Genomic DNA, 25,628 nt, shown 5'->3' with positions numbered 1-25,628 from the left:
GTCCGAAGCGGCACTCGCCTGCCGACGCAGCGGGCGATCGGTGTAGCGCCGGACGCCGCCCGCCGGCGGCATCCGGCATGCCGCATCAACGCCCGATACCCAGCCCCGGCAATACGTGCGTGTTCTCCGCCACAACCGCGTTCAGCAGACGCGGTTCGGCGCCGAGCAGCCCGAGGATCGTCGGCGCGACCTGCTTCGTGCCGACCAGATCGCTCACCATGCGCGCGCGATGGAGGCCCGGATACGACACGAGCAGGCCGAGGTGGCTGTCGTCCGGCGCGTTGCCGCCATGCTCCTCGTCCTTCTTCGTGCTCGACGTGTAGATCACGCCCGGATTCGGCTGGACGATGATGTCCGGCGTACGGCCGTTGGCCGGATCGCCGAACCGGTCGGCCAGCGCCGCGCCGTACAGGATGGTCGCCTGGGCACCGTCGGCGCAGATCCCCGGCGCGTTGCAGCCCAGGTTCGCCTTCAGCGTCTGCACCACGGCCGTGCGCTGGCCGCGGTCGCGCAACCAGATCAGGCCGACGTCGTCGGTCTGCACCAGCCCCGTGCCGACCAGGCCCGAACCGTCGTTCGGGTTGCCCGTCGTCGTGTTGTTCTGGCCGAAGTTACCGTTCGGGTCGAGGTAGTCGTTCGCTTCGAGCAGCTTCGTCAGCGTGTCACCGTTCTTCACGAGCTTCGTGTGATCGGTCGGCGACTGGCCGTGCTTCGCCGTGACGATCACCGCCGTCGACGAATACAGGTTGGCCTGCTTCAACGCCGCGACGATATGGCCGATCGAGTTGTCGACGTACGTGATCGCGTTCGCGACCTGCCCGTTCGGCGTGAAGTTCGCATCGAGGTAGCCGCCGCCCTTCGTCACCGGCGCCTTCTGCGCGACGCTCAGCGTCTGGAAGTCGGCGCCGAACAGCGTCGGCACCGGCGCGCTTTTCGTGCCCGTCGAGTCACGGCCGTTGATCTGGTTGATCAGCGCCTGCACGTGCAGGTTGTCGAATTGCGCGGTATGCGAATAGACGTCCGTATAGGCCGTTTGCGTCGCCGGATCGATCGAGTTGATCTCGGTGCGCATCAGGTCGTCGACGCCCTTGCCCGACGGGCCGTTCACCCAGTCGTAGCCCCACGCATGCTTGTCGGCCCACGCGGTGTACGCATTCGGCACGCCGGCCTTCACGGCTTCGAACACCGTGTTGGTCTTCACGTAGTTGTGCGGGTACACCGGCACGCACTTGCCGTCGACCTTCGCGTTCGGGATCGCCTGCGGGTTGAACGCGCCGCCGCCGTCGAGGTGCACGAGCGCGCCGCCGTTGAATGCATCGATGCCGGTCGTCTCGTCGAACACGACGTTCCAGCCCTGCTTGCCCGAGCAGGTCGTGTCGCCCGGCGCGTACAGGTTGCGGTCGTACGACACGTCGTAGAACAGGCCGGCCGTCTTCGGCGAGCCGCCCGTCACGAGCGCTGCGAGACCCGGGAACGAGTCCGACAGGCCCGGCGTATACGCGTTCGTGTACGTGACGCCGCTTTGCGCGAGCACCGCGATGTTCGGGCACGTATTCGCGCCGACGCAGCGCGCGAGATCCTGCTCGTGCAGGCCGTCGACGCTGATCAGCAGCACGTGCTTCACGACCCGGCGCGCGTGGCCGCCGTTCTCGCCCTGGCTGTTGCCGTCCTGCTGCGCCGCGTAGGCGCCCGCGCTTGCGAGCGCCAGCGCGCCCGCCACCATCACCGCCATGTTTCGTTGTTTAGCGAACCTGGAAATCATCACCCCACCTCATCGATTGACGTTGAACCGCATGACTTGCCAACAAGCGCGCCAAATATCGGCGCGTCGTGCGGCGGTCGCATGAAGCGGGGCTTTCTGTTTTCTATCAAACGTAACCAATCGCAATTGACATCGCGCAGTCGCAATGCGGTGCGTGCCCGGCGCGGCCGCGTGGACCGTATTTTTTTCCCGGTTGGCGCACGACTATTGGCGTGCGATAAAGGGTTTTCCCCTAGCCCGGAGCACGCGTATGTCGACCCTGGAAGCTCTCCGGTTCGTGCTGGACGATGCACGTACCCCCGAAATCATTCGCCACCACGTCGTCGACGCGCTGCAGTACGCGCTGCGCAACTACGGACAGGTGTTCACCGCGAAGGAAATCGAATGGCTCACGCAATGGGACGATGCCCGCCTGCCGCTGGCCGCGAAGAAGGAACTGGACAAGCGCGAACCGGCGATCGCCGCGCGCTGACGGGAAGCGCGCCGCCGCGCCCGATTGCCGGTCGGACGCGGCGGCGGCGGATGAGGGAATAACGCGGGTTACTGCAGGCCGAAGTCGACGCGCGTCGTCGCGCCCTTGTCCTCGATGCCCTTCGCATCGAGCTTCGACGCCACGACGAACATCCGGCTCGAATCGATCTTGCCGTCGAGATACTGGCGCACGGCCTGCGCGCGCTGCTGCGCGAGCGCACGCAGCGCGTTGTCGTCGGCCGGCGCATGATCGGCCAGCGCCTGCTTCATGTCCGCCTCGGGCAGCGTCTTCTGCAGGCCGACCAGGTTGCGCGGCTTCTTGAAGTCGGCGGCCTTGTACGCACGCGTCAGGTACTTCTCGTACTCGGTCTGATCGACCCTCACCGACATCGGATCGACGCTCTCGCCCTGGCCGATCACGTCCTTCAGCTTCTGCTGGCGCACCAGCCGGTCGACGTACGCGTCGCGCAGCCCCGGCGTGTCCTTCGCCGGATCGACGCGGCCGATCAGGTCGAGGCGGATCGACGGCTTCTCGGTCAGCATCTTCACGACGGTGTCGAGCTTCTTCTGCTGCGCGTCGGTCAGCTGGTACGAGCCCGGCGCGAACTCGACGTAGCCGAGATCCTCGCCGCTGCCGCCGAACGCATTCGCGAGCAGCGAGAACGGCGACGTGACGGCCTTCGCGATCAGGTTCAGCACCGCGCGCCAGATCAGCCCGCCGACGCTGAATTCCGGATTCGACAGCGAACCCGACACCGGCAGGTTCACGTCGATCTGGCCGCGCGTGTTCTTCAGCAGCGAGATCGCGAGCTTCACCGGCAGCTTCGTCGCCGTGTCGTTGTCGACGTGGTCGCCGAACGTGAGCTGATCGATGAAGATGTGGTTGTTCGCCTGCAGCTGGTCGTTCGCGAGCTGGTAGTGCAGATCGACGTTGAGCTTGCCCTTCGTGATCGGATAGCCCGCGTACTTCGCGGAATACGGCGTCAGGTTGGTCAGCTCGATGTCGTGCGCGGTCGCCGTCAGGTCCAGCGCCGGCTTCTCGATCAGCGGATTCACCGAACCCTTGATCGAGATCGGCCCGTTGCCCTCGAGGTTCGCGGCGACGTCGACCGGTGCGGACGTCGTCGAATCCGTGCCGAACGCGCCGACCGTGCCCTTGATCGCGACGAGGTGCGCCGTGTAGTTCGGCTTGATGAAGTTGTCCGTGTACGTGACGCGGCCGTTCTGCAGCAGCAGCTCGCCGAAATGCATTCGCACCGGGTTCTGCGGCGGCGGCGCGGCCTTCACGACGACCGTCGCCGATGCGGCGGCCGGCGCGGACGCCTGCTGCGCGACCGCGGCCGATGCGGCGGCCGGCGACGTCGCGCCCGGCGACAGCGGCACGGGCTCGCCCTTGCTCGCGTCGCGCGTGAGCGACTGCGCGGGACCCGTCTCCTTCGCGACGACGTCCTTCAGGTTCAGCCGCCCCTGCGCATCGAGCAGCACGCGACCGTAGAAGTTCGTGAACGTCACGCGCGCGGCGTCGACGTCGGTGCCCTTCTCGTCGTGGTTCACCTTCAGGTTCGTCAACGCGAGCGAGCGCCAGCCCGCGAACGGATCGGACGTCGCCTTGTCGAGCATCCGCACGTCGACCAGCGCGGCATCGCCGCGATAGGTCGCGCGCGGCGTGTCCTTCACCTGCGCGAACGTCAGGTTGCCTTGCGCGTTGAGCAGCGCGCTCGCGATGGTCGCGTTCAGCGCGCTGCCGAAGTACGGCTCGAACGCGGCGGCGTCGAGACGGTTGCCGTTGATCTTCAGGCCGAGCTTCAGCGGCTGCGCGGTCACGTCGCCCGACACGTTGAGCGTGCCCTTGCGGTTCAGCGTCGCCTTCAGCTGCACCGGCAGCGGCTTCGTCATGTCGTCGCTGATCTTCTGCACCGACAGGTCGAGCGGCTTGATCGCGAGCTTCACCGGGCGCGGCGTCGACAGGTCCGTGAAGTTCGCGGCAGAGTCCTTCACGTTCAGCGCGTCGATCCGGTAATGCCACGACGGCGCGGCCGCCTCGGCCTTGCGCGCGACCGTGCGCTTGGGCACCGCCGCCTGCGCGGGCTCGGCCAGCGCCGCGAGGTCGATCTTGCCGTCCTTCAGGCGTTTCACGTCGAGCGCGAGCCCGGTCGCGTCGACGCTCGCGATTTCCGCGGTGCGCGTGGCGACATCGACCTTCGCGATCTTCGCGCTCGCGTCGGGCAGCACGATCGCGGGCGCCTTCGCGTCCGGCGTCGCGAGCTTCAGCGACTTCAGGCTCACCGTGCTGTCGGCGATCTGCGCGTCGAGCGGCGTCTTGCCCCAGTCGGCCTTCGCGTTGACGGTCGCGCCGAGCGTGCCGTCGAGCACGCGCGCACGGGTCGCCTCGCCGAGATACGGCTGCAGCGCCGGCAGCGCGAGCGCGTCGACCGTCAGCTTCGTGTCGGCCTGCTTCGCCGCGACGCTGAACGCGCCCTCGGCCTTCACGTCGCCGCCATGCGACAGTGACGTCGACAGCGTGTACTTCGCCGGCGTCTTGCCCTGCAGCGTGAAGCCGTCGAGCGTCGCGGCGAGCTTCGTCAGCGACATCGCGGTCGGCGTCGCGGGCACGCGGTCGTCGACGTTGATCGTGCCGCCGTCGATCGCGAAATGACGGATCGTCAGGTCGAGCGGCGGAGCTTCCTTCGCGGCGGTTTCGGTCTTCGCACCGCTCGCGCCGCTTGCAGCGGCGGTGGCGGTGGCCGTCGATTCGGCGGCGCCCGACGCGGCCGGCTTGCCCGCGGCAGTCTTCGGCGCGGCGGCCGGCTGGCCGGCGAGCTTCTCGACGTTCAGCACGCCCTGCTTGTCGCGCGCCAGATCGACGACCGGCTGGTCGAGCCGGATCTCGTCGAAATGCAGCACGTTGCGCAGCGGCTCGAGGCCGGCGGCCGCCACATGCACGCCGCGCGCGGCGAACAGCGGCTCGGACGCGAGGCCGGTAACCTTCGCGTCGTTCAGATCGACGGTGCCCGACACGCGCAGCGTGGGCGTGGCGCCGCTCATCACGAAGTTCAGCGTGAGGTCGCTGCTCAACAGGCCGCTCGTGACGATCACCGGCAGCTTCGCCGGCGCGTACGTAATCAGTTTCGGCACGTCGAGCCGGTCGAACTTCAGCGCGACTTCCGACTCGCGCGACTGCGCGAACGGCTTCGTCTTGCCGTCGATCGCGATCGGGCTGCCGTCGAACCGCGCGCGCAGCTTCGGCTGCACGAAGATGTCGGTCTTCGACGCCAGCGTCGCGATGAACGGAATGCCGAGCGTCCAGTTGTCGACCACGTGCTTTTCGTTCAGCAGGCGGTCGTCGAAGTCGATCCGACCGTCGTTGACCTGGATGTTCGACACCGAGAACTGCGTCGGCTTGCTTTCCGGCTTGGGCGACGGCTTCGAGAACTTCTCGATCAGGTCGGTGAAGTTGAAGCGCTGCGCGTCGTAGCGGACGATATGGAAGCGCGGCGAGTCGACGCGCACTTCGTTGACGATCGGCGCGCCGCGAAACAGCGACGACCACGACGGCCGCACGACGAGCTTGTCGATGTCGATGAAGCCGCCCTGGCCGCCGCGCTCGCCGACGTGCACGCCGTCGGCTTCGAGATTCAGCGTGTACGGGTTCAGCGCGATGCGCTGGATCGTGGACGGCCGGTCGAGCTGCTGGCTCAGTTGCTGTTCGGCGATGTGGCGGATCAGCGGCGGCGCCGCGAAGAATCCGAGCAGTCCGAACAAAACGATGAAGATCAGCACGCCAAGGCCGATACGCCGAGCCCGGCGCGAGCGTGCAACGCCGCCGAGGGTTTGAAGGGTCGAGGGTACGGTTTCTTTCTCTGCGCTTGCCATGCTTGAATATCTCGGAAATGGATGCCGGCCGCACCGTAAAACCGGCACGGCCGCGCACGCAATCCCGAAAGTATAGGCTCAGGTGGTGACGGGACGGCGTTCGGGTGCGAGCGCCGCGCCCGCGGATCGGACAGCGGCGGCGCCTATCCGTTCATTTCCGGACCACGGCGGGCGGCATCCACGAGCCGTCGGTCGCTTGCGGCTTCGGCGCGTAGAGGCGCAACGCGAGCGCGAAATCGGTGCGCGGCGCCGGCAGCCAGTTGGCCGCATGGGCGCCGCCCGACGACGCCGACACGACCACGTCGATCGAGCCGTCGTGATTGCGGCGCAGCCGGTCGCGGTCGCCCAGCGAGCGGCGCGCCGAGCCGACGTCCGGCAGCGCGCCGTTGGTGGAGTACGGTGTCAGCGTCCAGAACCCACGCACCGGCGGCAGCGCGCCCGGCGCGAAGTGCAGCACGTAGCGGTTCGCGCCGTTCAGCGGATGGCCGTCGCTGTCGACGCGCACGAGCGCGAGCGTCTCGTCGTCGCGCGTCGCGGTGCCGAACTGCGTGTAGGCCGCGTATGCGCGCAGCGCGTAGTCCTGGCCGTACTTGCCGGCCGCGTCACCGATCCAACTCCAGCCGTTCGCGTTCAGCAGGTTCGGCGGCGGCGCCGCGAGCCGCGCGCGCGCTTCGGCGACGCCGGCCGTCGCCGCGCTCAGGCGGTCGCCGGTCCACAGCACCGGGTACCCGGCCGACACGCCGATGTCGTTCAGGAGTTCCTGCGCGTGCGCGTCGTCGGCGGGTGCCGGGTTGTCCTGCAGCACCTGCGCGAAACGCGTGAAGAACGCCTTTGGGTCGAGCGCGGCGACCTGCTCGGCCGGCGTGCCGCCGCTCGCCGCTTCCGACGGCGCGCTGCCCGCATGGACCGCGACCGACGCGCCGCGCGCGCTGCCCGTATAGACGGACAGCGGCACCACGCGGATCGCCCGCTGCAGTTTCTTCACGTTCGTGAGGTCGCGCCCGCCGCTCGTCTGCAGCCGCACTTCGAGCCATGCGTTGGCCGACGGCACGTCGACACGCAATGCGCCCTTCGGCAGCGTGCCCTGCCAGTCCTTCGCGGCAAAGGCAATCGTTTGCGATCGCGCGGCGCCACGCGCGCCCCGCGCCGCGACGCTCGACGACGACCACAGCACGTTCGTCCACATGTCGAGCGCGCGGGCATCCCAGTAGCGGCCGCGGGTATCGGGCAGCGTGACGATCACCGGCTCGGCGCCGACGTCGAGCCAGCCGGTCGAGTCGAGCGTGTCGACGCCCGGCAGCGGCGGGTTGAGCGCGCCCACGGGCGGCAGCGCCTGCGCGTGCCGCAGCGTGTTGAGCGGCGCCTGGCCCGGCTGCGCACCGTCGCCGCCTGTCGCGGCTTCCTTCGCGACGTCCATCAGCACGAGCGGATACGCATATATATAGGAATCGGCTACTTCGGCGCGCATCCAGCCGGTTTTCCGCTGGATCGCGTCCGGTTGCGACGCGCAGCCCGCCAGCAGCGCCGCCAGGACCAGCGACGCGCCTGCCGCGCGCCGCAACGAAATTGATTCTCGTAGGTTTTCAATCATTGTGTACTGGCCGAATATCGTTCTTGTCAGTCAACGCCTTGTTCGACCCACGATCGGCGAAAGCAAGGCACCCCAGCCTGCCCGGTCGCCGCTTCGCTAGGCGGGCGCTGATGTCAGGCCGGTATCATAGCGCCTAAGGGCATCCCCCAATATGCCGAATAACGGGCGGAGCGGTAGTTGCGGTGTCGATATTCCCCAGGCGGCGTCCGGACGCGATGCATTGGCTGCCGCGGGGCTCCGGCATATAAGGGTGACAGATCAGCAGCCCCGGGCCGGTACATACGTCCGTGCGTTACATCGTCGTCCCCCTTGACCTTCCCATCATGGGAATGTTGATACTGGGGTCATTCGCGGCACGAACCGCGCTTTTGGGGAATCCGACATGACTGAACCACTCGCGTCCGCGGGCTTGCAAACGATCGAACTGGCCGTCGACGGCATGCATTGCGGCGGCTGCACGGGCCGCGTGGAGCGGGCACTCGCCGCGGTGCCGGGCGTCGTTGACGCCGCGGTCGATCTCGACGCACACGCGGCGACGGTGACCGCGCAGGATACGGTCGAGCCCGCGCAGCTCGTCGATGCGGTCAGTGCGGCAGGTTATCGCGCAACCGTGCGCGAAGCGGCGCTCGAAGCCGTCGCTGCCGCGCAGGCGGAGCACGCGCCACGTGTCGAAGCGCTGCCCGCCACGCCGGCGGCGCTGCCCGCGGCTGGGGCTGGGGCTGGGGCTGGGGGTGGGGCCGGGGCCGGGGCCGGGGCCGGGGCCACGATCGAACTCGAGATCGACGGCATGACCTGCGCGTCGTGCGTGTCGCGCGTCGAAAAGGCGCTGGCGAAGGTGCCGGGCGTCACCCGTGCGTCGGTCAACCTCGCGACTGAGCGCGCGACCATCGACGCGGCACCGGACGTTTCCGCGTCGCGACTGGCCGAAGCCGTGCAGCAGGCCGGCTACGGCGCGACAGCAGTTGTGGCGACGCCGCCGCCGGCCGCTTCCCGAGATCTCGATCTCGAATTCGACATCGGCGGCATGACCTGCGCATCCTGCGCCGGCCGCGTCGAAAAAGCGCTGGCCGCGGTGCCGGGCGTCGCGCGCGCGTCGGTCAATCTCGCGACCGAGCGCGCATCGGTGCATGGCGCCGGCGCGCTCGACGCCGCCGCGCTGATCGCGGCGGTCACGACGGCCGGCTACCGCGCATCGCTCGCCGCCGCGCCGGACGCCGGCGCCGGCGCTGACGCCGAAGTCCCCGCCAGCGACGCGGCGCAAGCCCCCGAGTCCCGCAAGCGCCGCGAATCGATCCGCGAACGCAATCTGGTGATCGGCTCGGCCGTGCTGAGCGCACCGCTCATCGTGCCGATGCTCGTCGCGCCGTTCGGCATCGACGCGATGCTGCCCGGCTGGCTGCAGCTCGTGCTCGCGTCGATCGTCCAGTTCGGCTTCGGCGCGCGCTTCTACCGCGCCGCCTGGCACGCGGTGAAGGCGCGCACCGGCAACATGGACCTGCTCGTTGCGCTCGGTACATCGGCCGCGTTCGGCCTGAGCCTGTGGATGCTGGTGCGCGACCCCGTCGACCCGGGCCACCTGTATTTCGAGGCATCGGCCGTCATCGTCACGCTGGTGCGCTTCGGCAAATGGCTCGAAGCCCGCGCGAAACGCCAGACGACCGAGGCGATCCGTGCGCTGAACGCGCTGCGCCCCGACCGCGCGCGCGTCGTCGAGCACGGCGTCGAACGCGACGTGCCGCTCGCGCAGGTGCGCGTCGGCACGACCGTCAGCATCCGTCCCGGCGAGCGCGTGCCCGTCGACGGGCGCATCGTGTCGGGCCGCTCGCACGTCGACGAATCGCTGATCACCGGCGAAAGCCTGCCGGTGCCGAAGGACGACGGCGATCCGGTCACGGCCGGCTCGATCAACGGCGAAGGCGCGCTCGTCGTCGCAACCACCGCGATCGGCGCGGAGACGACCCTCGCGCGCATCATCCGCCTCGTCGAATCCGCGCAGGCGGAAAAAGCGCCGATCCAGCGGCTCGTCGATCGCGTGAGCGAAGTGTTCGTGCCGGCGATCCTCGGCATCGCCGTGCTGACGCTGATCGGCTGGCTGATCGCCGGCGCCGGCACCGAAACGGCGATCCTCAACGCGGTCGCGGTGCTCGTCATCGCGTGCCCGTGCGCGCTCGGTCTCGCGACGCCCGCGGCGATCATGGCCGGCACCGGCGTCGCGGCGCGCCACGGCGTGCTGATCAAGGACGCGCAGGCGCTCGAACTCGCGCAACGCACGACCGTGATCGCGTTCGACAAGACCGGCACGCTCACCGAAGGCAAGCCGTCCGTGACGGCGTTCGACGCCGTCGGCATCCCGCGTGAGCAAGCGCTCGCTCTCGCGGCCGCGGTCCAGCGGCAAAGCGATCATCCGCTCGCGCGCGCCGTGGTCGCCGCGCACGACGCGGACGTCGTGGCCCGCGGCGGCGACGCAGGCTCGGCCAATATCGTCGCGGCCGATGCGCGCGCGGTGGCTGGACGCGGCGTTCAAGCGCACGTCGACGGGCAGCTTCTCGCCCTCGGCAGCACCCGCTGGCGCGATGAACTCGGCATCGTCGTGCCGCCGGAACTCGACGCGCGTGCCGCGGAGCTCGAACGCGCGGGCAACACGATTTCGTGGCTGATGCGCGCCGATGCGCCGCGCGCGTTGCTCGCGCTGATCGCGTTCGGCGACACCGTGAAGCCCGGCGCGCGCGACGCGATCGCGGCACTGTCGGCTCGCGGCGTCGCGAGCGTGCTCGTGACGGGCGACAACCGCGGCAGCGCGGCGGCCGTCGCGGCATCGCTGGGGATCGACGAAGTGCATGCGCAGGTGCTGCCCGACGACAAGGCGCGTGTGGTGGCCGAACTGAAGCGCACGCACGGCGGGGTCGTCGCGATGGTCGGCGACGGGATCAACGACGCGCCCGCGCTCGCCGCGGCCGACGTCGGCATCGCGATGGCGACCGGCACCGACGTCGCGATGCATACGGCCGGCATCACGCTGATGCGCGGCGATCCGGCGCTCGTCGCCGATGCGATCGACATCTCGAAGCGGACGTACCGGAAGATCCAGCAGAACCTGTTCTGGGCGTTCGTCTACAATCTGATCGGCGTGCCGCTCGCGGCGCTCGGCTGGTTGAACCCGGTGATCGCGGGGGCGGCGATGGCGTTCTCCAGCGTCAGCGTCGTGACGAACGCGTTGCTGCTGCGCAGATGGAAAGGCCGGGCGCGCTGATGCGGGCCGCGACGAGCGCCGGCCGTCCGATGGGCGGCCGGCGCTCGTCATATATGGAATGGGGAAGGTTGCGGCGGTTGCCGAGCGGGCCCGCAGGTTGCGAGCCCTGCGTCGAGGCGGATAACCGCGAGAAGGCCGTGGAAGCGGCAATGCGCGTGACCGGCACGCACACCAACCGATTTAGCCCGGGACGACCGGCTTGATCAGCGTCGTCGTGATCGGCGCGAAACCGCACGCCCGATAGAGCGCGCGTGCGGCCGCGTTGTGATTGAACACCGACAGCCCGATTTCGGTGACGCCGTGACGGCGTGCCTCGGCCTCGAGTGCATCGAGCGTGCGCGTGGCCCAGCCCTGGCGGCGCCGGGACGGGACGATGTCGAGGTCGTAGATGAACAGCGTGCGGTTCGGCCCTTCGGGCACGATCGCGTACCAGAGGTCGCCGACCGTGTCGCCGCTGGCGGCGTCGATCAACTGGACGAGTGTCTGGCCGGAGGTGAGCAGGCCGTCGGGCAGCAGCGTATCGAAGCAGGCGCGGGCGCGACCCGCCGCGTCTTCGCTCGCGTTCTGCCCGGAGGACACGAGATCGCGCGCGTAGCCGTCGATGGCGCGCGTGCGGTATGCGTGGAATTCGCCGGCCGTCATCGGCCGCATCTGCAGCATGGCCCCAGTGTCGCGAAGGAAGTCGAACTTCCAGTGTAGCGGGACGGTCGCACCGGCGCGCGATGCGGCGGTGAAAAACGGGCAGGCAATGGCGGCGAGCGCCGCGCGGATCGGCGGATCGGCGGATCGGCGGATCGGCGAATCAGCGAATCAGCGAATCAGCGAATCAGCGAATCAGCGAATCAGCGACGGTACACGACGATCGGCGCGAAGTTCGCACGACGCATGCGATCGGCTTCGGCGCTACGCGCGGCGTACGAGTATTCCGCGTCGAGCGGGAGGTGCGGGGAGACGAACAGATCGTCGATCTTTTGCAGCAGGGCAAGAATGAAGCTCATGTGAGACTCCTGAGATAGCTCTAGGGTTTTCCCTTAAATGGACTCCATTCTAAGGGTTTTCCCTGAACTCTGCCAGCTCACCGCATCAGTTTGCCGCACCCGCGCCACGCGCTCCCCTCCCCGGCCCGTGGGGCCAAGGGTTGCAGGTAGGGTCTGACGATTTAATGCGTTCGACGCAACCGCTTCGCGGCCGCCGCCTCACGGTTCGCGTTGCGCTGAAGCCGGTCGACCTGCGACAGCATGGCTTCATGGTGTTCCGCAAGTGTCATCAGCGTTGCCTGCTGTGTCGACAGGTCGGCAGCCAGCCGGTCGATCCGCTGTTGCCGGGCTTCCAGGTCCTGCTTCAGGTGCGCGATCTGCCGCGTTTGCAGCACCAGCGCGACGAGCCCGGCAAGCACGACGACCGCCAGCGCCAGCAGCAGCCGGTTGACGCGGCGCATCTCGCGATCAGCCGCCTGCTTCAAGCCGGCCGTCTCGGCCTGCAGCGTGGCAAGCCGGTCCGACAGCGGGCGCAGATGGGTGTCTGCATCGAAGTCCGACGCACCCGGTTGCGCACGATCCGCCGACGGCTTCGTCACGAACGACGCGGCGGAAGCCACCGGCTGTACGGCCGGCGAGGCCGACGCTGCGGTTGCTCGCGCAGCGTCGCGGGGACTTGCGGGACTCGCGGGAATCGCGGGAATCGCGGCAACTGCGGCAACTGCGGCAACTGCGGCAACTGCGGCAACTGCGGGCTCGGCCAGTTCGGCCGCCGCCTGCGGTTCAGCAGCAGAAGGCTCGGCGTGCGCCGGCATCGATTCCAGCTCCGCGCCGACCGCCGCCGCTTCGCGCGCGCCGAGCACCGCTGCAGTGTCGCGTCTGCCGGCGGCCGAACGTCGCCTGCCGCCGGAGGATGCGCGGCGCCCCTTCGTGATCTCGCCGGGCGTCCGCGCTGCTTCATCGTGCGTGACCGGCGCAGCGGCACCTTCCGCCTCGCCGTCCGCTTTCACGGGACGGTCGGCGAGCATCGCGTCGAGCGCACCACCTACCGCCGCGGCATTCGACGTCGCATGATCCGCGTTCGTCCCGGCCGCGTCGCCGGCTTTGGGCACGCTACCTTTCTTCACATGGCCGTCGCCGGTTACCGGCTCACCGGCCGCGGCCACCGCAACGCCATCGGCATGCCACGCATCGGCGCGCTTCGTTGCGTCGGCATCGGCCGCGCGCGCGGCATCGGCATCGGCATCGGCATCGGCATCGGCATCGGCACCGGCACCAGCACCAGCACCAGCACCAGCACCAGCACCAGCATCAGCATCAGCCACATCACCCTTTCCACGCGTCGCCACAGACGCTGCCGTCGTCACGACATCGGCAGCCTGCTCCACCGCATCGACAGCGTGGCCGTCCGCATCCGCAGCGTGACCGTGCGCGGCAAATCCGTCCAGCATCGCCTGACGACCGGCGTCCTCGCCGGCCGCAACAGCGTCCGTGTCGACATCCGCCATCGCGTCATCGCGCGCGGCGACCGGCGCACGCGCCGCCGGCTCGAGCACCGGATCGCCGAACAGGTCGAGCGTGCGATCCTCCCGCGGCGCATCGCTGCCCGCCGCGTGACCGGACCGCGCGGTGGCCTTGGCGGCGGTGTCTGCCGCGGCAGCGACGGAGCGCGGGCGCGAACGGGCCGACGAGCGGTCGGAGCGGGAACGGGAGCGAGGCAGGGAAACGGATTCGGTCATGGAGTCGGATTACAAGCCCGCGAACGCGGAATCGGAGGTCGAACGGAATCAGCGACGGCCATTGTCGCATGACCCATCGCCGATCCGGCCGATCGGATGCCGTCTATTCGTCGCCCGACAACCCGTTGCCTTCGTCGAATCGCGTCACGCACGACAGCGCGCGCAGCTTGTCGCAAATCGCGCGGTATTCGAGATCCGACACGCGGCCGAGCGCGATGCGCACCTCATCGTGCTCGCCCGTGTCGTCGGCACGCTGCACGATGAATTGCTTCACGCGCGCGCTGTCGGGGCCGAGCGCCGCGTGCAGCGAATCGAACGTCAGCGCGCCGCTTACGACCGTCACCGTGAACTGGCGGCGCTGCCGCACCGTGAAGTAGCGCCGCTCCAGCGGCTTGATGCCGGCCAGGATGATCAGGATGATGATCGTCGCGGAGATCGACGCGACGTACAGGCCGCCGCCCACCGCCAGGCCGATCGCGGCGACCGACCACAGGCTCGCGGCCGTCGTCAGCCCGCGCACGATCTCGCCGCGCAGCAGGATCGAGCCCGCGCCGAGGAAACCGATGCCCGACACCACCTGCGCGGCGATCCGCGACGGGTCGAGCACGATGTGGTCGCTGGTGCCAAGCACATCGGCGAAACCGAACGCCGACACGATCATGATGAGCGTCGAGCCGACACAGACGAGCATGTGCGTGCGCAGGCCAGCCGCCCACGACAGGCGCTCACGCTCGAAGCCGATGACGCTGCCGAGCGCCGCCGCGAGAACCAGCCGCATCACGAGTTCCAGGTTGCCGAGCATCCGATTTATCTCCTTTTTTGGGGGCGGCCGCGCGGAATGGTTTATCCTTGGGCCCGGCCGCGCCGCTCCGGGCCGCGCCGACTCGATTCGATCCAAGCGCTCAATCCCGCCATGTCCGTTCCCGATTCCGCTTCCGCCCAGACCGCCCGATTGCGCGACCATTTTGCGCACGTCATCTTGCCGATCTGGCAGGGTTCAGGGTTCGACCACACGTTGCGGCTGCCGTTCGAGGCCGTCGATCCGGCCACCCATGCGCCGCTGCCCGCCACCCGTTATCGCGCAATGGCATGCGCGCGGCAACTGTTCGTGTTCGCGCAGGCCGGCAACACCGCGCACGCGGCCACGCTGTTCGACTCGCTGTGCAGCCGCTTCCGCGACCCGCGTCACGGCGGCTGGTTCTACAGCGTCGACGCGCAAGGCGCGCCGCTCGACACGGCCAAGGACCTCTATACGCACGCATTCGTCGTGTTCGCGTGCGCCGCATGGCATGCGGCGTCGGGCGACGCCGCGGCGCGCACGGTCGCCGAGGACACCGCCGCATTGATCCAGGACCGCTTCGCGCCGCAGCCGGGCGACGCGCTGCTCGACGCCGCGCGCCACGCCGATTTCTCGTCGTCGGGCGGCGGGGCGCTGCAAAACCCGCTGATGCACCTGACCGAAGCATGGCTCGCGGCCGCCGATGCGTTCGGCGACGCTGCGTTCGACGATGCGCTCGCACGCACCGCGCAGGCCGTCGAGCGCACGTTCGTCGATCCGGCCACCGGCTGCGTCGCCGAGCTGCCGCTCGGGGCGCCCGACAACCGCTTCGAGCCCGGCCACCAATTCGAATGGTTCTATCTGGTCGATGCGGCCGGTGCTCGGCTCGCGCAGACCGGGCTTCCCGACGCACTCGCGCGCGCGTTCGCGTTCGCCGAGCAGCACGGAATCGATCCGCAGACGGGCGCCGTGTGCGCGGCGGTCGACGCGCAAGGCGCGTGCATCGACGGCACGCAGCGAATCTGGGCGCAGACCGAATACCTGCGCGCGCTCGCGACGCACGGCGGCACGCCGGCCTCCGCGCCGCTCGCGCAGCAGATCGAGCGCTTCGCCGCGCGCTTCCTGCATCCGCGCGGCTGGTTCGAGTGCAAGACGGCCGACGGGCAGGTGTCGCGCGCCGACATGCCGTCGACGACGCCCTACCACCTCGCGACCGCTTACGCGGCGCTGCCCGCCGCTTCGTAACCAGCGTCGGCAAACGACGGCGCGCGCTGTTCGCGAACCTCGCGAACCCCGCGAGTCGCGCGCGCGTCGCCCAGCTCGAACACCGACACCGCCTGCATCAGGTGCGCGGTCTGCTCGTTCAGCGACGCGGCCGCCGCCGCGACTTCCTCCACCAGTGCCGCGTTTTGCTGCGTCAACTGGTCCATCTGCGTGACGGCCTGGTTCACCTGCTCGATGCCGACGCTCTGCTCGACCGACGCGGCCGTGATCTCCGACATCGTCTGCACGACGCGCGTGATCGACGCCGATACCGTCCGCATCGCGTCGCCGGCACGCTCGACGAGTTCCGAGCCGCCGTCGATCTGCGCGACCGACTCCTCGATCAGCGCCTTGATCTCCTTCGCCGATTGCGCGCTGCGCTGCGCGAGCGAGCGCACTTCGCCCGCGACCACCGCGAAGCCGCGGCCCTGCTCGCCCGCACGCGCGGCCTCGACCGCCGCGTTCAGCGCGAGGATGTTGGTCTGGAACGCGATGCCGTCGATCACCGAAATGATCTCCGCGATCCGGCCCGAGCTCTGCGCGATGCCGCGCATCCGGTCGATCACGCTGTCGACCACGCCGCCGCCGTGGCGCGTCGCGTCGAGCGCCGCGTCGGCCAGCGCGCTGGCCGCACGCGCGCTGTCGGTGTTCTGGCGGACGGTCGCGGTCAGCTCCTCCATGCTCGCGGCGGTTTCCTCGAGCGACGCGGCCTGCGTGCCCGTGCGCGCGGACAGGTCCGCGTTGCCGCCGGCGATCTCGCCCGCGCCGAGGTGGATCGCGTCGGACGCTTGACGCACGGTGCGCACGGTGTCCGCGATGCTCGCCTGCATCGCGGCGAGGCCGCGCAGCATCCAGTCGATCTCGAACACGCCCGCCGGCCGCACGGCTTCGTCGAGCCGGCCCTGCGCGATCCGCTCGAAATGGCGGCCGGCTTCGTCCAGCGGAGCGACCACCGCGCGCCGCGCGCCCGCGTAAATGGCCGCGCTCGCCGCGAGCATCGCCACCAGCAATACGATGCCGACCCACTTGAACCATTGCATCCCGCTGTCGATCGTGTCGAGCGCGGCGCGGCTCGACGCGCCGCCGTAGTCGACGAAGCGGTGCAATTCGGCGAGATACGCGTCCTGGAAGCGTTGCGTCGGCTGGTCGAGGAACGCCTGGATGTTGTCGGCGTCGAGGAACTGCACGAGTTCGCCCAGCGCGCCGCGCAGCGCGCGATAGCGCTCGGCGAGCGCCGCAACGTGCGCGCGGTTCGTTGCGTCGATGGCCTGCGCGGCCGTCAGCGCGGCGAACGCCTTGTCCGCTTCCGCGAGCGAAGCGCTCGCATGGCGGATGATCTCGTCGGGTTTCGGGCCGCCGCGCACCATTCGCGTGCCGGCACGCGACAGGTTCACGCGCGCGTCGAGCAGGCGCTCGCTCGCCTGACTGGCCGCGCCGACCTGCGCGATCGCGACGTTCGACAGATCGTCGACGCCGCTGCGCGTCGACGCGAGCGCCCAGAAGCCGAGCGCCTCGATGGCGACGAGAAAGAGGCAAAACACGGTCAACACGCCGAGCAGACCCGACGCGAGCTTGATTTTTCCGAACATGGGGGAGATTCCTGGAGAGCCGACGATGGAGCAATGCCCCGGCATTAGCGGCAATTCTTCGTCGGACTTTAGGCTCCCGGCCCGGCGATCTCCGTCATTCCCGCCGAATCGCCGGCAAACGAGCATGACTCGCGCGTTCGACGCAATAATCGCGGCGCATCGCGCCGGTAATTGCAAGAAACGTGGACGAATTTCCTTGCTTATCCGCAGCCCCCTTCCTAGAGTTCAGCGCAAGCGGACACGGATTGCGAGGAAGTCGATGACGGACATCACGGACCACGCGCGCGGCGCATTGCGCGCGCAACCGTTCAGCATGCTGCTGCGCACGGAGCTGATGCATATCGGCGACAACGAGGTGTCGCTGTGCCTGCCCGTGCGGGACGAACTGCGCCAGCAGCACGGCTTCGTGCACGGCGGCGTGATCAGCTATCTCGCCGACAACGCGCTGACGTTCGCCGGCGCGCTCGTGCTCGGCCCGCGTGTGATCACCGCCGAATACAAGATCAACTACCTGCGGCCGGCCGTGAACGGCACGCTCGTCGCGCGCGCGAAGGTTGTCTACGCGGGCCGGCACCAGGCGACCTGCCAGTGTCATGTGTTCGTCATCGACGGCGATCACGAGCGGCTCGTCGCGATCGCGCAAGGGACGATCAACCGCGTCGGCGACGGCAAGATGCCGGATTCGCCGGAGGAAACGGCGTGAATCCGGTTCGCTGCCGGGTTGTGTCGGAAGACTATTCCGCGCCCTGAACCGAAAATTGAAAAGGAACGGCGGGACGCACGAATCGGAGCCGAATGTCGTTCAGCGCGGGGACAAAACGTCCCTTTTCAAACACGTAGTACGACATTAACAGACCAATACGAGACGCCTGCGCGCCATCGAGCAGATAGCTGTTCTTCGGAAATGCAAGCTTGCCGTCCTGTGTCGTCAATACGGCCCGACAGGACGAAAGCAGGCTGGGCAAATGAAGAAACGTCGCGCCTCCTTTCGGCGCAAGCGGATCGATCAGCAGATAAATTTGCCGGTGCCGATTGGCTTCGCCTGACCCGCTGCCATCGCCTTCCACGCACAGCGCGGACGGCTGATGGTGCGTTCGCTCGGCAAAAAACACGCGGGCGCTGCCAGGGTAAATTTCAATCGGATGCTCACCCGGGAAAGTCGTCGCTTTCGAAAAGCGATAGGTTCTGCCGCCAATCGTCAGGCGGTTCCCCGCTACTTCGACGTGTACCGTCTTCCCACCCAACTCGACGCCGAAATCCCCGTAAACTTCGCCGCCGCGGTCGGAATATAGAGCGCTTGCGTCGTGCTCGATCGGGTCGCCAAAGGCTGCGCTCGATTGCCCCGCATAAAACTCGTCATAGCTGCTGTAGATGGTCGAGCCACGGGCGCTGCTTGCGAAGGCTGTCAGGATTGCCACCAACATCACTGCAGATTTCATCGGTATGCCTTTCCCCCGCTCGCTTTCAGGTAGTCAGGATTGTGCTGCCAAAACACCGTGCTACCGTGCGCGGCCGTCGACACCCATACCGAGTCGTAGCGCCCTCGTTCACCACCATCAACGATTTTGCCGGTGCTCTTATGACGGATTCTCCAACGAACGATGACCTCACGCCGCTTCTCCGGCACGCCGAAAATGTTGTCTGATTGAGAGCCCCATTTGAACCCGTCACGAACCTTGGGATGATTGCCGTAATTGGTTTTGAAGTCCAGGCCATCCCACCAGAATGCCCCGTTTGACGGATCGGGGCGCTCATCGAGTAATGCTTTTCTGGCCCAGTCAACGGCAAGCACCATCGCCGGGTTCAATGCAATTTCACTGTCGGGGGTGCGCATCAGTTTGTTGAATCTCGCGTTGGAGCCGTCCCACGCATACGAATAATTCGGATCTGCTGTACGTAGTTCGGAGACCGTCTTTCCCCCCCACGCGCGGCATCGATTTGCAACGGCAAACGCAATCCCGCCGATTTCCTCCGAGTCATTCGCCGTGGACGCCTCCCCATAGGCAATTGCGGCAAGCAATCGCATGTCTCGATCGATCGCGCGACTCATCGCATATCTCCCTCACGCCATGTCACGAAGACGAGATTCGGATGCTCCTTCAACGAAAATGCGCGAGTCTTCCCTCCTCTTAGTGCCGCGCCGTGGACGAGAAATTGCTCGTCGCTTGACAGCGTATATATCATGCCCTCGACCGGAGAACCGGTCACCGCATCACAGATTTCGAAGTAGCGCTCGAGATCCTCATCTACACCTACATTGGCGGGACCACGCGTGTCAGCGTACGGCGCAACGAGCGTTGCCGCTTCCATCGCCGTAAATGACATGCTCATACCGCGCTCCGCATAAAAAACGGGTGGCGGATTACAACCACAGACATTGATGTCGCCGCTCAGCGCCCAAGGTTTGCCATTCGGACCGGTACCAGGCCAGCGCGGACCTTGCGGCGCGATAAACCCTTCCTGCTTACAGGTCTCGCAATAGGTTTTCATGTAGAGCGTTGCGATATGTACGCGCGGTGGAGGATTGGAACACGTAACGTGTTCCAATCCTTCCGTGATCGTCGCGCTACCACCCCGATCGCCCTTCGCAAGAAAAAAACGGATCATGCGACATCGCCAACACGGGCAACAGCAAGGTCGGCGACGGCCAGACCGCTGGTCGCTTGGGTCACACGACCGCCGCGCTCGGTGAGCGCGCCGATAGTGGCGAAAAGATCAGTCGGCTCGCTCTGCTCGTTCTTCATCCGAATTTCCTATCTCGACAATTGAATAAGGATTGCTCAGCACATAATGTGCGTAGCCGAGAAAGGAAAAACAATCAGACGAATTCGAAATCACTATCAATAGTGAGAATTAGTTTTCTCTGTCTTTATATCGCGATTCGGCCGACATCCGTCATCTTGTCCATCGACGGCATGCTCGGGCTTGGGCGCGCGTCTGGTTCCGCGCGCCGCCGATTCGAGATAAGCCTACCGCACATGCTCCGGAGACACATCCGACTTCGGGATGCGCTTAGACTTCATCGCCCCTCAACGGCAAAAATCGCGGCGCCACGCGCGCCCGGACGTTGCCGTCCCCGTCGACGCGATAAATCCCGCGCGCCGCATTGTGCGGGTGCTCCACCGCTTCGGCCACGCTCAGCACCGGCGCAAAGCACGCGTCGCTGCCTTCGAGCAGCGCGCGCCAGTGCGCGGACGGCTGCTGCGCGAATACCTCGGCAAAACGCGCCTTCAGCGCCGGCCAGCATGCGCGGTCGTACTGCGACGCCGGATCGACGTCGGCCAGCCCGAGCCGCTCGACCAGCAGCGCGAAGAACGGCGGCTCGAGCGCGCCGATCGTCACGCATTCGCCGTCCGCGCAGCGATACACGTCGTAGAACGGCGCGTCGTGGAAAAGGCTGGGCTGCGTGCCGTCGAGTTGCCCGTTCGCGCGTGCCCACAGCGCGAGCGAGCCGAGCATCGATACGATGTCGACGATCGCGCCGTCGACCACGCGCCCCGGGCCGCCGCCGCGCACGTCGAACAGCGCGCAGACGATCCCGAATGCGAGCCCGAGCGCGCCGCCCGCATCGCCGACGACGGTCGGCGGCACGCCGGGGCGGCCGTCGCGCGGCGCGGACAGCGACAGCAGCCCCGTCAGCGCGACGTAGTTCAGGTCGTGCCCAGCGGCCGTCGCGAGCGGGCCGTCCTGGCCCCAGCCCGTCATCCGTCCGTACACGAGCTTCGGATTACGGCGGGCACAAGCGTCGGGCCCGAGGCCGAGACGCTCCATCACGCCCGGTCGCAGCCCCTCGATCAGCGCATCGGCCTGCGCGATCAGCGCGAGCGCCGCATCGCGACCGTCCAGTGTCTTCAGATCGAGCTCGACGACCGTCTTGCCTTCGCGCAGCAAATCGCCGGCGCGGCCCTGCAACGCGCCCGGCGCACTCGTGCGGCCGGCCGGACGCGCGATCAGCGTGATGCGCGCGCCCATTCCGGCGAGCATCCAGCCCGCGAGCGGGCCGGGGCCAAGACCTTCGAATTCGACGATATGGACGCCGGAAAGCGGCGCATCAAGCGACATACGGTTCTCCTGTCGGCCCCCGTTAGCGTTTCAGCGCTTACGATGGTCCCATGCTTCACGGCCGGCCATCGTTAGCGCTTTGGCGCTTACGGGTCCATGCTTCGCGGTCGGCCAGCGTTAGCGCATTAGCGCCGATGCTCATCCCATGCTTCCCGGTCAATCACCATTAGCGGCCCACCCGCACCCCAACGCGACGCATCGCCCGCCGAATCACATGCGTCAAATGAAAAAATCCCCACGCAGCGGTTCCGCTTCGCAGGGATCGGGACAAGGTTCGCTCGTGCAGGCTTGCACGTGAAAACCATCATGCGTCAGAACGCGTCACCCGGCACCCTCACCCACCCCTCCATCAGCACGCGCGCGCTGCGGCTCATGATCGCCTTCGTGACGGTCCACTCGCCGTTCTCGAGCTGCGCTTCCGCGCCGACGCGCAGCGTGCCCGACGGATGCCCGAAGCGCACCGCGTTGCGCGCACCGCCGCCCGCCGCGAGATTCACCAGCGTGCCGGGAATCGCCGCGGCGGTGCCGATCGCGACCGCCGCCGTGCCCATCATCGCGTGGTGCAGCTTGCCCATCGACATCGCCCGCACCAGCAGGTCGACGTCGCCCGCATTCACGCGCTTGCCGCTCGACGCGACATAGTCGGCCGGCTTCGCGACGAACGCGACCTTCGGCGTGTGCTGGCGCGTCGCGATCTCGTCGAGCGTGTCGATCAGGCCCATGCGCAGCGCGCCGTGCGCGCGAATCGTCTCGCACTTCTCGAGCGCCTTCGGATCGCCGTTGATCGCGTCCTGCAGCTCCGTGCCCGTATAGCCGATCGCCTCGGCCTCGACGAAGATGGTCGGAATCCCCGCGTTGATCATCGTCGCCTTCAGCGTGCCGATGCCCGGCACGGCCAGGTCGTCGACGAGGTTGCCGGTCGGGAACATCGAGCCGCCCGCGCCCTCTTCCTCGGCGGCCGGATTCATGAACTCGAGCTGCACTTCGGCAGCCGGGAACGTGACGCCGTCCAGCTCGAAGTCGCCCGTCTCCTGCACCGCGCCGTTCGTGATCGGCACGTGCGCCACGATCGTCTTGCCGATGTTCGCCTGCCAGATCCGCACGGTCGCGACGCCGTCGCGCGGCACGCGCGATGCATCGACGAGGCCGCCGCTGATCGCGAACGGCCCGACCGCCGCCGACAGGTTGCCGCAGTTGCCGGTCCAGTCGACGAACGCCTTGTCGATCGCGACCTGCCCGAACAGATAGTCGACGTCGTGACCGGGCCGCGTGCTCTTCGACACGATCACCGTCTTGCTGGTGGACGACGTCGCGCCGCCCATCCCGTCGATCTGCTTGCCGTACGGATCGGGGCTGCCGATCACGCGCAGCAGCAGCGCGTCGCGCGCGGCGCCCGGCGTCTGCGCGGCATCCGGCAGGTCCTGCAGCCGGAAGAACACGCCCTTGCTGGTGCCGCCGCGGATGTAGGTCGCCGGAATCCTGATTTGCGGAATGTGAGCCATGTTTGCGTTATCCCTGTGTGATCCGGTCAAGCCGCCTGCGACGATTCGAGGAAGTCCTGCGCGAAGCGCTGCAGCACGCCGCCCGCGTCATAGATCGACACTTCCTCGGCCGTATCGAGCCGGCACGTCACGGGCACCTCGACACGCTCGCCGTTCTTGCGGCGAATCACGAGCGTGAGATCGGCGCGCGGCGTACGCTTGCCGATCACGTCGAAGGTCTCGGTGCCGTCGATGCCGAGCGTGGTCCGGTTCGTGCCCGGCTTGAACTCGAGCGGCAGCACGCCCATCCCGATCAGGTTGGTGCGGTGGATCCGCTCGAACCCTTCGGCGACGATCACCTCGACGCCCGCGAGCCGCACGCCCTTCGCGGCCCAGTCGCGCGACGAGCCCTGGCCGTAGTCGGCGCCGGCGATCACGATCAGCGGCTGCTTGCGGTTCATGTACGTCTCGATCGCCTCCCACATGCGCATGACCTTGCCTTCCGGCTCGACGCGCGCGAGCGAGCCCTTCTTCACCGCGCCGTCGACGACCGCCATCTCGTTGATCAGCGTCGGGTTCGCGAAGGTCGCGCGCTGCGCGGTCAGGTGGTCTCCCCGGTGCGTCGCGTACGAGTTGAAGTCCTCTTCCGGCAGGCCCATCTTCGCGAGGTATTCGCCAGCCGCGCTGTCCAGCAGGATCGCGTTCGACGGCGACAGGTGGTCGGTCGTGATGTTGTCGCCGAGCACCGCGAGCGGACGCATGCCCTTGAGCGTGCGTTCGCCGGCCAACGCGCCTTCCCAGTACGGCGGGCGACGGATATACGTGCTCTGCGCGCGCCAGTCGTACAGCGGCGCCGCACGCTCGCCCGCATCGGCCGTGCGCGCGAACATCGGTTCGTAGACCTTGCGGAACTGCTCGGGTTTCACGCTCGACGCGACGATCGCGTCGATCTCCTCGTCGGTCGGCCAGATGTCCTTCAGCGTGACGGGCTTGCCGTCCTGGTCGTGGCCCAGCACGTCCTTCTCGATGTCGAAGCGGATCGTGCCGGCGATCGCATACGCGACGACGAGCGGCGGCGACGCAAGAAACGCCTGCTTCGCGTACGGGTGGATGCGGCCGTCGAAGTTGCGGTTGCCGGACAGCACGGCGGTCGCGTACAGGTCGCGATCGACGATTTCCTGCTGGATCTTCGGATCGAGCGCGCCCGACATCCCATTGCAGGTCGTGCACGCGAACGCGACGATGCCGAAGCCGAGCTTCTCCAGCTCCGGCAGCAGGTTCGCTTCTTCCAGATACAGCTCGACCGCCTTCGAGCCCGGCGCGAGCGAGCTCTTCACCCACGGCTTGCGCGTGAGGCCCTTCGCGTTCGCGTTGCGCGCGAGCAGCGCCGCGGCAATCACGTTGCGCGGGTTGCTGGTGTTCGTGCAGCTCGTGATCGCGGCGATGATCACCGCGCCGTCGGGCATCTCGCCCGGCTTTTCTTCCCACTGGCCGGCGATCCCGCGGGCGGCGAGATCGGACGTCGGCAGCCGCTTGTGCGGGTTCGACGGGCCGGCCATGTTGCGCACCACGCTCGACAGGTCGAACGTCAGCGTGCGCTCGTATTGCACGTTGCCCAGCGTATCGGCCCACAGGCCCGCCGCCTTCGCGTAGGTCTCGACCAGCTTCACCTGCTCGTCGCTGCGGCCGGTGAGGCGCAGGTAGTCGGTCGTCTGGCCGTCGATGAAGAACATCGCGGCTGTCGCGCCATATTCGGGCGCCATGTTCGAGATCGTCGCGCGGTCGCCGAGCGTGAGGCTCGCGGCACCTTCGCCACGGAATTCCAGATACGCGCCGACCACCTTTTCCTTGCGCAGGAACTCGGTCAGCGCGAGCACGACGTCGGTCGCGGTGATGCCGGGCTGGCGCTTGCCGGTCAGCTCGACGCCGACGATGTCGGGCAGGCGCATCCACGATGCGCGGCCGAGCATCACGTTCTCCGCCTCCAGGCCGCCGACGCCGATCGCGATCACGCCCAGCGCATCGACGTGCGGCGTGTGGCTGTCGGTGCCGACGCAGGTGTCCGGGAACGCTACGCCGTCCTGCGCCTGGATCACCGGCGACATCTTCTCGAGGTTGATCTGGTGCATGATGCCGTTGCCCGGCGGGATCACGTCGACGTTCTCGAACGCCTTCTTCGTCCACTCGATGAAGTGGAAGCGATCCTCGTTGCGGCGATCCTCGATCGCGCGGTTCTTCGCGAACGCGTCCGGATCGAAGCCGCCGCACTCGACGGCGAGCGAGTGGTCGACGATCAGCTGCACGGGCACGACCGGGTTCACCTTCGCGGGGTCGCCACCGCCGTCGGCGATCGCGTCGCGCAGGCCGGCGAGATCGACGAGCGCCGTCTGCCCGAGGATGTCGTGACACACCACGCGCGCCGGGAACCACGGGAAATCGCGGTCGCGCTTGCGCTCGATGAGCTGCTTCAGCGAATCGGCAAGGATCGCCGGATCGCAGCGGCGCACGAGGTTTTCGGCGAGCACGCGCGACGTATACGGCAGCGTGTCGTAGGCGCCGGGCGCGATCGCTTCGACCGCGGCACGCGCGTCGAAATAGTCCAGCGACGTGCCGGGCAGGGGTTTGCGGTAGGCAGTATTCATCATGTGGGGCGGGAAATCGGGGTATGACGTCCGGCGCGCGCCGGCGCCCGGCTCGCGGGGGCGGCGCGCGGCGGGGGGGTTCACGCATCTAGATGGGGCCCCACCTCCGGGGATACGGCCCCGAGTAGTTAGAGCGCGGTCGGATGGTCT

19 protein-coding genes are annotated in these 25,628 nt (G+C 67.9%); 4 read left to right on the top strand and 15 right to left on the bottom strand.

What is annotated here, in order from left to right; genetic code table 11:
• Positions 1–85: 85 nt before the first annotated feature.
• Positions 86–1,762, bottom strand: a complete 1,677-nt coding sequence (locus tag ABIC50_RS28510; RefSeq protein WP_354168214.1) for an alkaline phosphatase family protein — start codon at positions 1,760–1,762, stop codon at positions 86–88.
• A 250-nt stretch (positions 1,763–2,012) separates the two neighbouring features.
• Between ABIC50_RS28510 and ABIC50_RS28505 the strand changes: the two genes are divergently transcribed.
• Entirely contained in the window at positions 2,013–2,234 is a 222-nt protein-coding gene (locus ABIC50_RS28505) for a hypothetical protein (RefSeq protein WP_006750658.1), read from the top strand.
• Between the two features lie 68 nt (positions 2,235–2,302).
• Here the strand turns inward: ABIC50_RS28505 and ABIC50_RS28500 are convergent, their stop codons facing one another.
• Together ABIC50_RS28500 and ABIC50_RS28495 are read right to left on the bottom strand one after the other, a co-directional pair.
• Positions 2,303–6,106 (bottom strand): DUF748 domain-containing protein, encoded by a 3,804-nt coding sequence (locus ABIC50_RS28500; RefSeq protein WP_354168213.1) that lies wholly within the window; start codon positions 6,104–6,106, stop codon positions 2,303–2,305.
• 151 nt (positions 6,107–6,257) lie between these two features.
• Positions 6,258–7,697 carry a DUF1254 domain-containing protein gene (locus tag ABIC50_RS28495; RefSeq protein WP_175697787.1) on the bottom strand — a complete coding sequence of 480 codons (1,440 nt, stop codon included), beginning with the start codon at positions 7,695–7,697 and terminating at the stop codon, positions 6,258–6,260.
• A gap of 382 nt (positions 7,698–8,079) precedes the next feature.
• Between ABIC50_RS28495 and ABIC50_RS28490 the strand changes: the two genes are divergently transcribed.
• Entirely contained in the window at positions 8,080–10,947 is a 2,868-nt protein-coding gene (locus ABIC50_RS28490) for a heavy metal translocating P-type ATPase (protein WP_354168211.1), read from the top strand.
• Positions 10,948–11,127: 180 nt separating this feature from the next.
• On the opposite strand, the gene ABIC50_RS28485 is transcribed toward ABIC50_RS28490, so the two are convergent.
• The 4 genes from ABIC50_RS28485 to ABIC50_RS28470 all read right to left on the bottom strand — a co-directional run bounded on the left by ABIC50_RS28485 (position 11,128) and on the right by ABIC50_RS28470 (position 14,465).
• A complete protein-coding gene (locus ABIC50_RS28485; protein WP_354168209.1) occupies positions 11,128–11,607 on the bottom strand; it encodes a GNAT family N-acetyltransferase in 480 nt (159 codons plus the stop codon).
• Between the two features lie 182 nt (positions 11,608–11,789).
• Complete coding sequence (locus tag ABIC50_RS28480) at positions 11,790–11,945, bottom strand: hypothetical protein (RefSeq protein ID WP_006761860.1); 156 nt, start codon at positions 11,943–11,945, stop codon at positions 11,790–11,792.
• A 161-nt stretch (positions 11,946–12,106) separates the two neighbouring features.
• Positions 12,107–13,663 carry a flagellar hook-length control protein FliK gene (locus tag ABIC50_RS28475; RefSeq protein ID WP_354168207.1) on the bottom strand — a complete coding sequence of 519 codons (1,557 nt, stop codon included), beginning with the start codon at positions 13,661–13,663 and terminating at the stop codon, positions 12,107–12,109.
• A gap of 103 nt (positions 13,664–13,766) precedes the next feature.
• Positions 13,767–14,465: an MgtC/SapB family protein gene (locus ABIC50_RS28470; protein WP_126226210.1), complete on the bottom strand. Its 699-nt coding sequence runs from the start codon at positions 14,463–14,465 to the stop codon at positions 13,767–13,769.
• Positions 14,466–14,576: 111 nt separating this feature from the next.
• On the opposite strand from ABIC50_RS28470, the gene ABIC50_RS28465 reads away from it, so the two are divergent.
• Entirely contained in the window at positions 14,577–15,686 is a 1,110-nt protein-coding gene (locus ABIC50_RS28465; protein ID WP_354168205.1) for an AGE family epimerase/isomerase, read from the top strand.
• On the opposite strand, the gene ABIC50_RS28460 is transcribed toward ABIC50_RS28465, so the two are convergent.
• Positions 15,659–17,293, bottom strand: coding sequence for a methyl-accepting chemotaxis protein (locus ABIC50_RS28460; protein ID WP_354168203.1), 1,635 nt, complete (start codon positions 17,291–17,293; stop codon positions 15,659–15,661). The two genes, ABIC50_RS28465 and ABIC50_RS28460, sit on opposite strands and share 28 nt — an antisense overlap.
• 259 nt (positions 17,294–17,552) lie before the next feature.
• Between ABIC50_RS28460 and ABIC50_RS28455 the strand changes: the two genes are divergently transcribed.
• On the top strand, positions 17,553–17,996 hold the full coding sequence (locus ABIC50_RS28455; protein WP_175740933.1) for a PaaI family thioesterase: 444 nt from the start codon (positions 17,553–17,555) through the stop codon (positions 17,994–17,996).
• 31 nt (positions 17,997–18,027) lie between these two features.
• Here ABIC50_RS28455 and ABIC50_RS28450 read toward each other — a convergent pair whose 3' ends face one another.
• The 7 genes from ABIC50_RS28450 to acnD all read right to left on the bottom strand — a co-directional run bounded on the left by ABIC50_RS28450 (position 18,028) and on the right by acnD (position 25,478).
• A complete protein-coding gene (locus tag ABIC50_RS28450) occupies positions 18,028–18,732 on the bottom strand; it encodes a hypothetical protein (RefSeq protein WP_354168201.1) in 705 nt (234 codons plus the stop codon).
• On the bottom strand, positions 18,729–19,343 hold the full coding sequence (locus ABIC50_RS28445; RefSeq protein ID WP_354168199.1) for a hypothetical protein: 615 nt from the start codon (positions 19,341–19,343) through the stop codon (positions 18,729–18,731). Before ABIC50_RS28445 ends, ABIC50_RS28450 begins: the two co-directional genes overlap by 4 nt.
• Positions 19,340–19,900, bottom strand: a complete 561-nt coding sequence (locus tag ABIC50_RS28440; RefSeq protein ID WP_354168197.1) for a PAAR domain-containing protein — start codon at positions 19,898–19,900, stop codon at positions 19,340–19,342. Before ABIC50_RS28440 ends, ABIC50_RS28445 begins: the two co-directional genes overlap by 4 nt.
• Entirely contained in the window at positions 19,897–20,037 is a 141-nt protein-coding gene (locus ABIC50_RS28435; protein WP_354168195.1) for a PAAR domain-containing protein, read from the bottom strand. The genes ABIC50_RS28440 and ABIC50_RS28435 overlap by 4 nt, the downstream gene beginning before the upstream one ends.
• 268 nt (positions 20,038–20,305) lie before the next feature.
• The gene (locus tag ABIC50_RS28430) at positions 20,306–21,355 is read right to left on the bottom strand and encodes a CaiB/BaiF CoA transferase family protein (protein WP_354168194.1); all 1,050 of its coding nucleotides are present in this window, start codon (positions 21,353–21,355) and stop codon (positions 20,306–20,308) included.
• Between the two features lie 311 nt (positions 21,356–21,666).
• Positions 21,667–22,857, bottom strand: a complete 1,191-nt coding sequence (gene prpF / locus ABIC50_RS28425) for a 2-methylaconitate cis-trans isomerase PrpF (protein ID WP_354168192.1) — start codon at positions 22,855–22,857, stop codon at positions 21,667–21,669.
• A 26-nt stretch (positions 22,858–22,883) separates the two neighbouring features.
• Positions 22,884–25,478 carry a Fe/S-dependent 2-methylisocitrate dehydratase AcnD gene (gene acnD / locus ABIC50_RS28420; protein ID WP_354168386.1) on the bottom strand — a complete coding sequence of 865 codons (2,595 nt, stop codon included), beginning with the start codon at positions 25,476–25,478 and terminating at the stop codon, positions 22,884–22,886.
• Between the last annotated feature and the right edge of the window lie 150 nt (positions 25,479–25,628).

The organism is Burkholderia sp. 567, from assembly GCF_040545115.1.
Lineage (GTDB): Bacteria > Pseudomonadota > Gammaproteobacteria > Burkholderiales > Burkholderiaceae > Burkholderia > Burkholderia ambifaria.
The sequence above is the reverse complement of the archived record's forward strand: the minus strand, read 5'-3'. Positions and strand labels throughout refer to the sequence as shown.

Excerpts from the sequence above, each read along its gene's own strand:
- ABIC50_RS28510 (WP_354168214.1), bottom strand. The coding sequence starts at position 1,762 with ATGATTTCCAGGTTCGCTAAACAACGAAACATGGCGGTGATGGTGGCG.
- ABIC50_RS28505 (WP_006750658.1), top strand. The coding sequence starts at position 2,013 with ATGTCGACCCTGGAAGCTCTCCGGTTCGTGCTGGACGATGCACGTACC.
- ABIC50_RS28500 (WP_354168213.1), bottom strand. The coding sequence starts at position 6,106 with ATGGCAAGCGCAGAGAAAGAAACCGTACCCTCGACCCTTCAAACCCTC.
- ABIC50_RS28495 (WP_175697787.1), bottom strand. The coding sequence starts at position 7,697 with ATGATTGAAAACCTACGAGAATCAATTTCGTTGCGGCGCGCGGCAGGC.
- ABIC50_RS28490 (WP_354168211.1), top strand. The coding sequence starts at position 8,080 with ATGACTGAACCACTCGCGTCCGCGGGCTTGCAAACGATCGAACTGGCC.
- ABIC50_RS28485 (WP_354168209.1), bottom strand. The coding sequence starts at position 11,607 with ATGCTGCAGATGCGGCCGATGACGGCCGGCGAATTCCACGCATACCGC.
- ABIC50_RS28480 (WP_006761860.1), bottom strand. The coding sequence starts at position 11,945 with ATGAGCTTCATTCTTGCCCTGCTGCAAAAGATCGACGATCTGTTCGTC.
- ABIC50_RS28475 (WP_354168207.1), bottom strand. The coding sequence starts at position 13,663 with ATGACCGAATCCGTTTCCCTGCCTCGCTCCCGTTCCCGCTCCGACCGC.
- ABIC50_RS28470 (WP_126226210.1), bottom strand. The coding sequence starts at position 14,465 with ATGCTCGGCAACCTGGAACTCGTGATGCGGCTGGTTCTCGCGGCGGCG.
- ABIC50_RS28465 (WP_354168205.1), top strand. The coding sequence starts at position 14,577 with ATGTCCGTTCCCGATTCCGCTTCCGCCCAGACCGCCCGATTGCGCGAC.
- ABIC50_RS28460 (WP_354168203.1), bottom strand. The coding sequence starts at position 17,293 with ATGTTCGGAAAAATCAAGCTCGCGTCGGGTCTGCTCGGCGTGTTGACC.
- ABIC50_RS28455 (WP_175740933.1), top strand. The coding sequence starts at position 17,553 with ATGACGGACATCACGGACCACGCGCGCGGCGCATTGCGCGCGCAACCG.
- ABIC50_RS28450 (WP_354168201.1), bottom strand. The coding sequence starts at position 18,732 with ATGAAATCTGCAGTGATGTTGGTGGCAATCCTGACAGCCTTCGCAAGC.
- ABIC50_RS28445 (WP_354168199.1), bottom strand. The coding sequence starts at position 19,343 with ATGAGTCGCGCGATCGATCGAGACATGCGATTGCTTGCCGCAATTGCC.
- ABIC50_RS28440 (WP_354168197.1), bottom strand. The coding sequence starts at position 19,900 with ATGATCCGTTTTTTTCTTGCGAAGGGCGATCGGGGTGGTAGCGCGACG.
- ABIC50_RS28435 (WP_354168195.1), bottom strand. The coding sequence starts at position 20,037 with ATGAAGAACGAGCAGAGCGAGCCGACTGATCTTTTCGCCACTATCGGC.
- ABIC50_RS28430 (WP_354168194.1), bottom strand. The coding sequence starts at position 21,355 with ATGTCGCTTGATGCGCCGCTTTCCGGCGTCCATATCGTCGAATTCGAA.
- prpF (WP_354168192.1), bottom strand. The coding sequence starts at position 22,857 with ATGGCTCACATTCCGCAAATCAGGATTCCGGCGACCTACATCCGCGGC.
- acnD (WP_354168386.1), bottom strand. The coding sequence starts at position 25,478 with ATGAATACTGCCTACCGCAAACCCCTGCCCGGCACGTCGCTGGACTAT.